Raw genomic sequence first — 12,360 nt, forward strand, 5'->3', positions numbered from 1 at the left:
CGGTTGATAAAAATTTAAGTCGTTTTAAAAGCGTACTGCTTCGATCAGACTTTCAACTTCTAGACATGCCGACTCACGAATACTACAAAGGCTCAGACATCCAATGCGGAATGCCTGAGCCTTTTAGATTATTTGTAGAAACTTTTAACTGCGATCACGAACCAGCCCCAGCAAAAATCGTCTTCACAATCTGCTCCGCGGTTTTCAAACTCACATCGTTAACGAGCGGGCGTGGGCTGGCAGTGGTGAGCCAGTGGACGCCTTCCGTTGGTACACCCCAGAAGAAGAGGCCGGCCTGGGGTTGCTCATTGGCGTCAAGCAATTGCTGAGTTTGCCTATCGACGGCGATCGCGCCTGACTGGAAACGTTTGTCGGCATTGAGTTGCAACTCATAGGGATGCGCGTAGCCGTCATGCAGCAGTTGCTGAACGAGCGGATCTTGCGCAGTCGGAGCGTTGACGGCCGGAACACGTGCTTCGAGTAAGGCCTTGGCTTGCAAGGAGAATTTTGGATCGCTTGGTGTTTTCAAAAGAAACTGACCGTCGATGCCTTTAATTTGCATGCCGGGCGGTAGGATCGTGACGATGCCGGCGCCGATTAAGGCCTGCAGTTGATCAATGCGCAGAGCTGGTGGTCCGATCGACAGAAAATCGTTCAGTGAGTTGAACCAACGCAAAAAGAAGTCGAGATACTGGTCCTGACTAAAGAGGCCGCGTTCGACAAATTGGCGAATGGGATCGCGCATGTCACGTAAGACTTCTAGCGCACTGGTTAGCGGGCCGGTTTTCGTGCCGCGCATCGCCTCGTGGGCATCTTGCCGGAGATAATGCCGCAGGAAGTCTTGATAAGGCTGGCCACTGGGATGGGCTTTGGTCGGATCGGCGAGCACATCCCAATCGAGGCGGTCTTTGGCAGCAATCGGTAAGGCGCCTAAAGTCGCAACCGGATCCGCAAGAAAGTCACGTTCAAACGCGGTCTCGTCAATGTCGGGATAGCGTTGCGGTAACAGGAGACGATAGTAAATCAACTCCGCTTCATGCTTTAACCCTTCCCAGAAAGTCTGGCCGCTCACTTCACCGCGGGCCTGCCAGGCATTGATTTGCTCAGGCGTCAGAAATTGCGGCTCCCATTCCTCGCCTGGCCCCTTTTGATTATGGCCCTTAGCACGATATGGAAAACCGCGCCGCGAGCCGGCGAAGATATGCGGCTCGCGACCACTTGGGTGATAGGCGAGCAAGCCATCTGCGGTTTTCTGAAACTGCCCACCGCGACCTTCCGTTAGCCGGCTCATTAAGTCAAAGAAGCTCAAGCCGAGACCCCGAACGATGACTGGAGCTTGTGGTTCGATGTTGCTGAGGTCGCCTTCTTCCGGAAAGCCCGGTTCCAAATAAAATAGTTTGTGCGTTTTGGCATAGTCGTGTAAGGCTTTTTGATCGCGCGTCAATGAGTTTTTTAAATTTCCCAGCGCCATGACAACTTGGTCAGTTTGCCAGCTTTCCTGGTCGGTTGTGATGGTGAATCCGGGATCTTTTTGATCTAAGCGGGTTACCGTCTGTTGTTTGTAGGTGATCGTATTTTGGCCGGCGTGGGCGCGTAGCAAGTCGAAGAACCACTGCTGATACACGCCGTAAAGCGCGCGGGACGCGTAGCTGTTGGGTCCAAGACTGGCAGCTTGGCGTAACAAAATTGCCCGATTATCCAGTTCAGGGTGGGCATCCAGATAGTCAGCTGCGACTGTCAGTGCCCAAGTGCTTAGATCGGGTCCGGTGATAAATGGCCCAACGTCAGTGACGCTCTGATCCGTAAATAGGGTAATTTGCGAAGCAGCGGTGTTCATAATTAAATCAGGATCCTGATTGATTTTCCATACCCGGCCGCCAATTGGATAAGGGTCGACCAGTACGATATTAATCCGGCGCTTGGGATAGCGGGTCGGTTGCCAACTAAGCAGCCGACTTAAAAGTAGCAAGCCACGCGGGCCGGCACCGATAAGTGTGATGTGCATTTTAAACTCCTTTTATGAATTGACCAATTAAGAAGCAACACAGCTATTATACTTGGAAGCGTCTCAAAGCCGTTAGCGACTTGCTTTAGGTTTCGCCCTTTTCGTGTCATAATGTTTGTATTGATAATCTAGAAGGGAAGGCAGATGCTGATGAAAGTTGTCGTTGTGGGCTGTACGCATGCAGGAACTGCGGCAGTGCGCGAACTTTTAACGAGACACCCGGAAACGGAAGTGGATGTTTTTGAACGCCGCGAAGACATCTCCTTTCTTTCTTGTGGCATTGCCTTGTACCTCGAAGGGACAGTCGGACGGCTGGAAGATATGTTTTATGCTACCCCGGCTTCGCTTGAAGCGCTCGGTCCCAAGGTGCACGTTCATTTAAAGCATGACGTTTTATCGATCGATGCAGTTGATCATCAGGTCGTGGCTGAGGATCTGGCGACCGGCCAGCAGCAACATTATCAGTACGACAAGCTCATTATGACCACAGGCAGTTATCCAGTGATTCCACCGATTTCCGGTGTCAGTATTCCCCGGGTCTTGATGTGCAAAAGTTATGATGATGCGCGCAAGATTAAAGAGAGCGCCAAAGATGCCGACAAAATTGCCATTGTTGGCGGTGGGTATATTGGCGTTGAATTGGCCGAGGCCTATAGCCGCAACCACAAACAGGTTATTTTGATAAATGGCGTTTCGCCGTTGTTGAGCCACTATGTTGACTTGCCACTCAGCAAGGAAATTGCTTCGGTGTTGACGAAACGCGGCGTTGAACTCAAGACCAACACGATTGCCAGGCATTTTGACAGTGATGAAAAGCATGTCTTCATTCAGACGGATCAAGGCGAGATTCAGGCCGACTTGGCGGTGGTCTGCGTCGGTTTTCGCCCGATGACCGAATTGCTGGTCGGACAGGTCGAGATGAATCCGGATGGTGCGATTCACGTGAATGATTATATGCAAACCAGCAATCCGGATATTTATGCTGCTGGTGATGCCGTTGCCGTTCATTTTAACCCGACTGGTAAAGATGCTTATGCGCCGTTGGCAACGAATGCCGTTCGCCAAGGGAAAATGGCCGGTGCCAATATTTTCGGCCCGAATATCAAATATATGGGAACACAGGCGACCAGTGCGTTAAAATTGTATGATCATAGTCTGGCGGTTACTGGACTCACACTTGCCCACGCCAAGCGTAATCATCTGCCGGCAGCTAGTGTGACCATGACGGATGATTTTCGACCGCCATTCATGCCGCATACGGTCAAGATTACGATGGTGCTGGTCTATGATACGCGCGATCGCCGGATTTTAGGGGCGCAGTTTTATAGTCAATATGACATTGCCAATGCGGCGAATCTGATCTCGGTCATGATTCAAAATCGCAATACGATTGATCAGCTGGCCTATGTCGATATGTTGTTTAATCCGAATTATGATAAACCATGGCATTATCTTAATTTATTAGGCCAGTTAGCAGTGATGCAGGCAGATAACGCAAAGTTGTAGGGGGAAAATTATGAACGCGTGGAATCTTATCGGACTGTCAGCGTGGGTGATCTTAATTGCCTACTTCATCTTCATCGTCTGGCACATTCGCCGGCGACATATTAAAGCGATCGTCAAATCCGGTCGCCAAGTGCCGGCTTCGGTGGTGCTGGTTGATCTTGCGGAAGTAGCCGTGCTATTCCTGGCGACGGCCGGGTTGGTATGGGCAAGCTGGTTGCGGCCTATCGATTACCGCGATAGTCACGCCGTCACCATCAGCCATAGCGCGCAACCGCTGATCTTACAAACAGGCGACGAGCATTCCTTCTACGTTCGTGTCCACACTGGCAACGGTAAAAATCCGATCCTCTACTACACTTACTGGACGGAAGGCGCAAAGTATGAAAACAACAGTCATAATGCAGAAGTCAGCTCAGGCGCCCAACCCTTAACGCCGCGAGCCGCCGCCTATCCGTGGTCGAAAAAGTATCTGAAACGGCTTGATCAAACCGCGGACCAAGCCTATGTGGCGACCGTAACGGCACGTTACCAGCCGGGTTTCCTGAACGGTCTGGGCATGCACGTAGGCCATATTGCTGACCGATTCTCGATTCTGCGGGTTCCCAATGATACGTTTGTTGAGATTGATCCGGTCGAGGATTAAGGCGAACAGAAACAATCTGATCGTTTGATGCAAAATGTTGCGTCAGGCGATTTTTTTGTGAGCGCGAGCCAGCCCGGTTAAAAACGGAGTGTAGGTTTCAAGGTCCTTACATGCAGGTTTCTGGGCTGGCGAGCGCGTTATGGCCTTTTAAATTGAACTGACTAAAAATTCAGCAAAACCTGATGCTTAAGTGAATGGTTCGGTATTCAGCACATGGTATGATGAAACCATTCACAACCCGATTAAATGAAGGAGGCGAGGGGATGCATCGGCACAGCTGGTGGTTGGTACCCCTATTGTTATTGCTGGGACTCTGCGCTGCTACACTGCAACCGGTTCAGGCGAGTTCAGGTAAATGGTATCGCGATCAAGGTGCGATGATGGGGCCTGAGAGTCGCCGGGTTTTAAACCAGCTAAATGACCAAACGTTTGCCAAGGTTAAAGGGCATCCGCAAATAGCGGTCATAACGGTGGCGTCGTTGCATGATGATGACATTGAAGATTATGCCAATGACCAGTTTGCGAAGGCCGGCGTCGGCAAAAAAGACTGGGAAAATGGGCTATTATTGGTGCTTTCCCGCAATGATCACAAGTATTGGCTGGAAGTCGGGTATGGTCTAGAAGACGTCGTACCAGATGGCAGCGCCGACGAGATTGTGACGGACAGTGTTAAAAACCAGCTCAAGGCCGAAAATTACGATCGCGCCATTGCGATGTTTTTGACGAATATCGGGAAGCGAGTCGTTGCTCATCAAAGTGCGATTACAACGCCAACTCAAATTAAGGCTAAACGTGCGCGTGCTGCGGCAATCAAGCAGGCACTGATGATTGCGGCACTGATTTTGGGCGGCCTTATGGTTCTTTTCTTTTTGGTGCATGCTGCCATGAATGCGCGGTTGCATGACGCGATGAGCGACCCTGGGGCGATGGCAGCTTTGCCGATTTATGCAGCGGTGACAGCTGCTGGCATTAAGTTGCGGGTAGATTCAGCTTCCTTGCCGTTATTTCGCTTTGCTTGGGCGCATGACCAATTACGCGTGATCGGAATGGCTGGGCTAGCGCGACGAAGGTTTGAATCCTGGACGCAGGAGATTCGGTTCACGACGCCACATCCATATTGGTACTATCACAATCTTCAAGGGGCACTCCGGGAATTGTCAGATCAAGAAATCGTCAACGCGCCCACCATAACGGCACTGGCTGATTTGCTGACGCCGGCCTTAACGGATCGGTTGGTAACAGGCAAGCCATACGAAAAGGCATATGCAACATGGCTCAGCGGGCAAAAAAGCATCTCCAGTCAGGAAGCCGCCACAACATGGACGAAGTTTCTTGAAAACGTGAAAGCAACGGATCATTTTTCGGATAAAACTTTGGCAGCAACGTTTTCGGCCATACTTTTCCATATCCGTCATCCAGACAAGGATCAGCACTTAGAGCAGGATGACTTACCGCTGTGGGTGATGTCTGATTTTGGCTCTGGATCCAGTAGTAGTGGCGGAAGTGGCGGATCCGACAGTTTCGGCAGCGGTTTTGGTGGCGGATCCAGTGGCGGCGGTGGTTTTGGCGGCAGCTGGTGACTTATGAATCGATGAAGTGCGGCGACCCGCTTTTTGAAAATAGCTTGAAAATCACATATCACGTGGGCTAACATTAGAAAATACAAACAAAATGGTGTGTGGTTTTAACTGCCATTGGTTAACGCATGAAAACGGGGCTAGATAAATGGAGCAATTACTATTGTTAATGGGCACCGGTTTGCTTGGCGGCATTCTTGGTGCAGTGCTTGGTATTGGCGGTGGGATGATTATCACGCCGATTCTGACGATGTTAATGGGGTTACCGATTCAGTATGCGATCGGTGCCAGTATCGTCTCCGTCATTGCCACGAGTTCAGGTGCGACGATTGCGTATCTTAAAGATGAAATGCTGAACTTGCGCGTGGCGATGTTTTTGGAAATTGCCACGACGGTCGGCGCGGTTTTGGGCGCGATTGTCACCGGGCTTGTGGACGGCAAAGTGCTGTACATTTTATTCGGCGCGTTATTGATTTTTTCGGCGTTCAATATGATTCGCAAAATGCGCATGAAAGAAGACGAAGCGCGCCAGACGACACCAGATGAGATTGCGACCAAGTTGCGCTTGAACGGGGCTTATTTTGACAAGGCTACCGGTAAAGAAGTCAATTATACGGTGACCAACGTGCCAGGCGGTTTTGCGATGATGTTTGGCGCCGGTATTGCCTCCGGACTGTTAGGGATCGGCAGTGGGGCGTTCAAGGTGATTGCGATGGATACGATCATGCACATGCCGTTGAAGCCTTCCAGTGCGACCAGCAACCTCATGATGGGGGTCACCGCGGCGGCCAGTGCAACGGTGTATTATTTTGGCGGGCAATTGCAGCCGCAAATTGCTGCACCACTGGCCATCGGGATCCTCATTGGCGCGACAGTCGGTTCCCGCGTGATGCAGATTCTGCCGACCAAGGTTTTGCGCATGATCTTCATTCCGGTTATTGGCTATATGGGCATTCAAATGGCGCTTAAAGGATTTGGGGTGTCAATCTGATGGACAATAAACTTAAAACCGAAATTGATGATGTCGAAATTATGATCGGCAAGGTCATGCAAGTTGGCGTCATTTTGTCGGCGGTGGTCATTGTTTTGGGGCTGATTTTGCTTATTGCGACCGGGTCGACCGGGTATCCGGCAGGCGTTCACCCGACGCGGGTTGGCGCTATTTTGAGTGGAACCTTCGCTTTAAAGCCTTACGCTGTGTTAATGACAGGCATTTTCCTGCTTATTTTGACTCCGGTTTTGCGGGTGGTGGTATCGATTTATGCGTTTGCCGTGGAACATGACCACCTGTACGTATGGATTACGACTGCCGTGCTGATTATCTTAATCGGTGCGATGACGATTGGGTATTTGGGCAATCGTTAAGGCGGTTGCGATATAACGCGCTCACCATAACGCGTTCGCCAGCCCAGAAACCTGCGTGTAAGGACCTCAGACGCAATGGCCAAGACCGGGCCATCACGCCTGAGGCCACTTACACTCCGGTTTCTAACCGGGCTGGCTCACGCTCACATAAAAAAGAGGAATTCCCGATCACAGATAGTTTTCTGTGATTCGGAGTTCCTCTTTTTGCGTTACCAAACCGCCATGGCGCCGTCTGTTCGCGATTCGGACCCGCCAACATAAGTTTGGGTTTCAGGATTGCGCCAGATGACCTGTCCGCGGCCAAAAACGTTGGGTTCAGGCTGAACAACGATCTGATGTCCAGCAGCGACGAGTCGGTTAACGGTCACGGCTGGCACTTCGCGTTCGACCTGGACAGTTTGATCATGCATCCATTGCCAGCGCGGGGCATCTAACGCGGTTTGTGGGTCAAGGCCGAAATCAATGGTGTTCATTAAAACCTGCAGATGCCCTTGTGGCTGCATGAAACCACCCATCACACCAAATGGTCCGATTGGGGTCCCATTTTTGGTTAAAAAGCCTGGGATGATGGTGTTGATCGGGCGTTTGCCACCTTCAAGGACATTGGGTGATGCGGGATTAAAGGAAAAGTTGTTACCACGGTTGTTCAAGGCGATGCCTGTGCCGGGCACCACGACACCAGAGCCGAAGCCCATGTAGTTGCTTTGAATCATGGACACCATATTGCCGTCGCGATCGGCAGTTGCCAGATAAACGGTCCCGCCACTTTGCGGATCGCCGGCCTCAGGTGGCCGGGCCGATTCACCGATCAACGCGCTGCGGTTGGCGAGGTAATCCGCTGCGAGCAGTTGATTCGGATCAAGCTGCATGGCCCGCGGGTCGCCAGCAAATTTAAAGAAGTCGGCAAAAGCTAACTTAATCGCTTCAATCTGGTGGTGGACGGTGTCAAATGAATCCCGGTTGGTAAAATGCCAACCCTGCAATAACCCTAGTGCTTCTAACGCCACCACACCTTGACTGTTAGGGGGGAGTTCCAACACGTCATAGCCATGATAGTGGAGCTTTAGCGGCGTCACCCAAGCCGGCTGATACGCCGCTAAATCTTCGGCCGTTAAATAGCCACCATTCTGTGCCGCAGCCGCAACGATTTTTTTGGCCAGCGTTCCTTCATAGAAATCACGTGCCTGTGTTTGGCCAATGCGTGTCAGGGTATCGGCCTGTTCCGCAGATTGCCAAACTTCCCCGGTTCGCGGCGCATGACCATTTGGACAAAAGGTTTTGAACCATTCGTCGAAAATCGCCGGATTAGTTGCCTCTTTTTGTGCTTGCCGATAATTTTGCGCGGCACGTTCCCAGAAATAAGCGATGGTTTGTGACACAGGATAGCCATCGCATGCATAAGTGATGGCTGGCGCTAAGTCCTCAGCCAGGGAAAGCTGGCCAAACCGTTCAACCATCGCTGTCCAAGCTGCGGGTGCACCGGGAACATCAATAGAGGTCCAGCCAAATTTAGGCATTTCAGTTAAACCAGCAGCTTGAAGATCTGCAACTTTGAGACTTTGCGGCGCCGGTCCGCTGCCATTGATCCCATATTGCTGGCCATTGATACTGATAATCGCAAACGCATCACTGCCAATGCCATTGGTGGTGGGCTCGACAACGGTCAGACAGGCAGCGGTCGCTATGGCTGCATCAACCGCATTGCCGCCTTGTTGGAGAATCCGCAAACCGGCTTGAGCAGCTAACGGCTGGCTGGTACCCACCATGCCGTACTTAGCAAAGACTGACTTGCGCGAACGCGGGTAAGGATTGTTAGGGTTCGTGAAAAAGGACATCGAATCGCCTCGTTTGTGTCGAATATGTAATGTGAGATATAGGTCACAGAATATCACAATCCTGCGTAAAAAGCCCCGTCACCAAATTTTGCATTTGGTAACGGGACTCTTTCATAACGGCAACTTACTTACCGTTCGGTTTGTGTTCCATATAATCCTTCAGCGTGGCGACGACGGAAGAATCCGGCATCTCACGCATAGATTTGATGTTGTGAATATGTTCCACTGATACATGGCTGTTAAGCGCCATCTCTGTGTCTGTTAGATGATTTTTGCGCTGGAAGTCGATAATTTCCCGTGAAAATGCACTGATTTGATCTTTTTCAGCCAAAACGATTCCTCCTCGTGAGCCTTTACTAACAGTATAACGATTTTTGTCAAGGTGCGCACGTATGACATTCAATCGTAACTTTGTCGTGATTGGTCAGCGAAAATTGTAGGTTGCAAAACCGGACTGCATACTGATATGTGAAAAATAGTCATAGGGTGAACTTAAAGATTGCAAGGGCGAACAAATGTTTGTATAATGAAGATGTACTAAAAGAGAGTGTCAGAACCGCCAACATCCCGATGGTAAAACAGTTGATTTGGCGGCGTTTGGACAAGATTGCCAGTCGCTCGATGTTGTAAGTATTGCCTTGATTTGAAAGGTAAGGTGAGCTTATGGAACACTATGCTTACTTGCAAGACTTAGCCGCTAGTCAAAGTGACCGTGATTTGCGTGTGCGGATTTGGGACAATAAGAATATCATCATTCGGCGAAACCAAAGCCAGCATCAAGGCTTGGCAACCCAAGTTTGGGATGCCTGGTTGCGTCAAGAATTGCGGCGCTTCAACGGATTTGAGCCGATTATCGAAGTGGATGATTTTTCGGGTCATCAAGAAATCAAGTTTTTTAAAGAAAACGAACTTGCCGATGCTGTTCATTTCATCCTTCAAGGTGAAGGAACCGTCGAAACAGCTAGTTGAAGGGGTTACCGAGTCGCGGTGTGAGCAATACTGCGACTTTTTGAGTGCGTACAGCCAAGCATCGCATTTCACCAGTCATGTAAGCTTTTACAACCCCGCAGTTATCAGTATACTGGACTTAATGAGGTGAGGACGATGAAGGCGATCATTTTATACGCATCAATCACAGGCAATGCCAAAGGAATGGCACGGGTTGAACAGCAGTTTTTTGAACATTACGGCTGGGATGTTACGCTTGGCGAAATGATTCAGACGGACCCGAGTAAGATTAAGGACTATGATGTGTTGGTTTTGGCAACGTATACTTGGACCGGCGGCGTGATTCCGGAAGAAACGCAGGATTTCTATGAGGATTTGAGCAAGCTGGACTTTTCTGAGAAGCCGCTGGTTTTTGGCGTGCTTGGCACCGGTGATCCTTATTACGGCAAGGATTACAACACAGCTCCGGAGTTGTTTGAAGCGGTTTTGAGAGCGAGCGGAGCGGTTCAGGGCGCGGAGCCGGTCAAAATTGCGCTGAACGTTAAGCAGGAGGAAATGCCTCAATTTGCGGCGTTTACGCAGAGCCTGATTAAGCAAGCGGAGGCGCTTCAAAGTGAGAAGTGACCTGAATTAGCGTGGTATACTGAAGTCATAAGGAGTTTGCTGGCGCAGAAGCTGGCTCGCGCTTACATTAACGCGTTCACTGGCGCAGAAGTCTGCGTGTAAGGACCTTAGGCGCAATGGCCAAGATCGGGCCATCACGCCTAAGGCCACTTACACTCCAGCTTCTAAACGCGCCAGTTCACGCTTACCATAACGCGCTCACCAGAAAGTGAGGGGATCTTGATGAGTGAGGAAATTGTTTTCTTCAATCCTGGCGATGCAGTTGCCAATGATTATGACTTTGCTGCTGCCCGGCGTAGTGCGCAAATTTACAAGGCCCAACACGTCGTTGACGAGGGATTGGTTGTTGCAAAAGATAAAGATGGCAAGTACTCGGTTTTCTATGAAGCCGCTGGTACACCTGATTCAAAGGCGAAAGGCGACTATAAGAATGTCGGCAAGTACACGATTCTGGCTCACCTATGACTAAGAAAAATTGGTATCGTGTTGCGTTAGTGGCAATTGCCATTGTTCTCATCGCGGTTATCTATGGCTTCATGCAGCAGCATCAAATTGCAAATCCTTTTTTAGTCGGCGGCCTTGGTTTAACTTTGGGCGTTGTTCTTGCGCTGCTTTTAGCCAGCTTTTGGCAGCCACATGATTCGCAGAAACACTAGCTTATTGAAACCATGATTTTTGTACAAAACAAAACGCCAAACGACCTGAAGCCGGCATTGCGGCAAAGAAGGTTGGTTGGCGTTTTTAATTGGGTTATAGCTGCTGCTTAGCCATTCACAACGTATTGCGGCTGTTTACCGTTTAAAACAGCTAGCGTATTGTCGGTGACAATTTTGGCCATGGCGTCACGTGCCTCAACGGTTGCATTGCCGATATGCGGCGTGAGCACAACGTTGTCCAGTGCCTTGAGTCCTGAGCTGACATGCGGTTCAGCCTCGTAAACATCTAGCGCAGCTCCAGCCAGACGATGCTCGTTTAGCTGTTTGAGTAGGGCGGTTTCATCAATTAAGGGACCGCGTGCTGCGTTAATGAGGTAGGCAGTCGACTTCATCGTTGCCAGTGCCTGAGCGTCGAGTAAATGATGCGTGGCCGGCACCAACGGCAAATGAAGGGTGACAATATCGCTTTGTTGCAGTAAAGTCGCCTGATCCGTAAACGTTGCTCCCAGTGCCTCTTCGGCTTCAGGTGTCAGTTGATGATGTTGCGTGTAGAGAATTTTGGCATCAAACGCATGCACGCGCTTGGCAACGGCTTGCCCGATCTGTCCCATGCCGATGATGCCGACGGTTTTGCCGGCAAGTTCATGGCCTAAGAAGAACGTCGGCGCCCAGCCGGAAAAGCCGGGACCGCGCATTAACCGATCGCCTTCTGTGACCCGATGCAAAACTGCCAGTATCAAGGCTAGTGTCACCTCGGCTGTTGACGTGGTTGAAACTTTTGGCGTGTTCGTCACGAGCACACCCTGCGCTTTGGCGGCGGTGACGTCGATGTTATTGAAGCCGGCCCCGTAGTTTGCGATGAGTTTCAAATGGGGCGCCTTTGCTAGTGTTGCTGCCGTGACTGGGGTTGAAAGTGCTGTAATGAGAACTTCAGTGTTAGCTAAATGACTTTGGAGCTCATCTTCAGTAATGAGTCCCTTACCGTTGTACGCGTCAAAATCCACTCCGGCTTTTTGCAATGCCGCGTTGGCGGATTTAGGCAAAGCTGCTGAAACATAAACCTGTGGCATTAATATTTGCCTCCCTTAGGTCAAATCGAACCTACGACAAAATTCATTTATTACTTACCTTAAGTGTAATACAGGTTCCGTCAAATGAATAAAATTACGACTATCTTTTCCAAGCGTCGCTGGCGGGTTGG

General features: G+C 50.3%; 13 protein-coding genes. 9 read left to right on the top strand and 4 right to left on the bottom strand.

Translation table 11 applies throughout. The features are described from left to right. Positions 1 to 154: 154 nt before the first annotated feature. A complete protein-coding gene (locus tag LACPH_RS00880) occupies positions 155 to 2,005 on the bottom strand; it encodes an FAD/NAD(P)-binding protein (protein WP_274784188.1) in 1,851 nt (616 codons plus the stop codon). 144 nt (positions 2,006 to 2,149) lie between these two features. Here LACPH_RS00880 and LACPH_RS00885 point away from each other — a divergent pair, with 144 nt between their 5' ends. The 5 genes from LACPH_RS00885 to LACPH_RS00905 all read left to right on the top strand — a co-directional run bounded on the left by LACPH_RS00885 (position 2,150) and on the right by LACPH_RS00905 (position 7,096). After that, complete coding sequence (locus LACPH_RS00885) at positions 2,150 to 3,511, top strand: FAD-dependent oxidoreductase (protein ID WP_049169059.1); 1,362 nt, start codon at positions 2,150 to 2,152, stop codon at positions 3,509 to 3,511. Positions 3,512 to 3,521: 10 nt separating this feature from the next. After that, entirely contained in the window at positions 3,522 to 4,154 is a 633-nt protein-coding gene (locus LACPH_RS00890; protein ID WP_049169060.1) for an LVIS_2131 family protein, read from the top strand. A 263-nt stretch (positions 4,155 to 4,417) separates the two neighbouring features. Beyond that, the gene (locus LACPH_RS00895; RefSeq protein WP_274784189.1) at positions 4,418 to 5,734 is read left to right on the top strand and encodes a TPM domain-containing protein; all 1,317 of its coding nucleotides are present in this window, start codon (positions 4,418 to 4,420) and stop codon (positions 5,732 to 5,734) included. Positions 5,735 to 5,879: 145 nt separating this feature from the next. Then, positions 5,880 to 6,722, top strand: a complete 843-nt coding sequence (locus tag LACPH_RS00900) for a sulfite exporter TauE/SafE family protein (RefSeq protein WP_087911348.1) — start codon at positions 5,880 to 5,882, stop codon at positions 6,720 to 6,722. Next, the gene (locus LACPH_RS00905; protein WP_010489898.1) at positions 6,722 to 7,096 is read left to right on the top strand and encodes a DUF1634 domain-containing protein; all 375 of its coding nucleotides are present in this window, start codon (positions 6,722 to 6,724) and stop codon (positions 7,094 to 7,096) included. Before LACPH_RS00900 ends, LACPH_RS00905 begins: the two co-directional genes overlap by 1 nt. A 209-nt stretch (positions 7,097 to 7,305) precedes the next feature. Here LACPH_RS00905 and LACPH_RS00910 read toward each other — a convergent pair whose 3' ends face one another. Together LACPH_RS00910 and LACPH_RS00915 are read right to left on the bottom strand one after the other, a co-directional pair. Beyond that, positions 7,306 to 8,931 (bottom strand): gamma-glutamyltransferase family protein, encoded by a 1,626-nt coding sequence (locus LACPH_RS00910; protein ID WP_306387120.1) that lies wholly within the window; start codon positions 8,929 to 8,931, stop codon positions 7,306 to 7,308. 124 nt (positions 8,932 to 9,055) lie between these two features. Further along, a complete protein-coding gene (locus LACPH_RS00915) occupies positions 9,056 to 9,262 on the bottom strand; it encodes an LBP_cg2779 family protein (RefSeq protein ID WP_010489894.1) in 207 nt (68 codons plus the stop codon). Positions 9,263 to 9,594: 332 nt separating this feature from the next. Between LACPH_RS00915 and LACPH_RS00920 the strand changes: the two genes are divergently transcribed. From LACPH_RS00920 to LACPH_RS00935, 4 genes are all read left to right on the top strand, one after another. Further along, entirely contained in the window at positions 9,595 to 9,900 is a 306-nt protein-coding gene (locus tag LACPH_RS00920; RefSeq protein WP_025013495.1) for a hypothetical protein, read from the top strand. 135 nt (positions 9,901 to 10,035) lie between these two features. Continuing rightward, positions 10,036 to 10,503 (top strand): flavodoxin domain-containing protein, encoded by a 468-nt coding sequence (locus LACPH_RS00925; protein WP_138131286.1) that lies wholly within the window; start codon positions 10,036 to 10,038, stop codon positions 10,501 to 10,503. Positions 10,504 to 10,725: 222 nt separating this feature from the next. Further along, complete coding sequence (locus LACPH_RS00930; protein ID WP_010489886.1) at positions 10,726 to 10,968, top strand: hypothetical protein; 243 nt, start codon at positions 10,726 to 10,728, stop codon at positions 10,966 to 10,968. Further along, positions 10,965 to 11,159, top strand: coding sequence for a hypothetical protein (locus LACPH_RS00935; RefSeq protein ID WP_274784191.1), 195 nt, complete (start codon positions 10,965 to 10,967; stop codon positions 11,157 to 11,159). Before LACPH_RS00930 ends, LACPH_RS00935 begins: the two co-directional genes overlap by 4 nt. Before the next feature lie 107 nt (positions 11,160 to 11,266). On the opposite strand, the gene LACPH_RS00940 is transcribed toward LACPH_RS00935, so the two are convergent. After that, complete coding sequence (locus tag LACPH_RS00940; protein WP_274784192.1) at positions 11,267 to 12,229, bottom strand: 2-hydroxyacid dehydrogenase family protein; 963 nt, start codon at positions 12,227 to 12,229, stop codon at positions 11,267 to 11,269. Between the last annotated feature and the right edge of the window lie 131 nt (positions 12,230 to 12,360).

This window comes from Lacticaseibacillus parahuelsenbergensis, from assembly GCF_030770265.1.
Lineage (GTDB): Bacteria > Bacillota > Bacilli > Lactobacillales > Lactobacillaceae > Lacticaseibacillus > Lacticaseibacillus casei.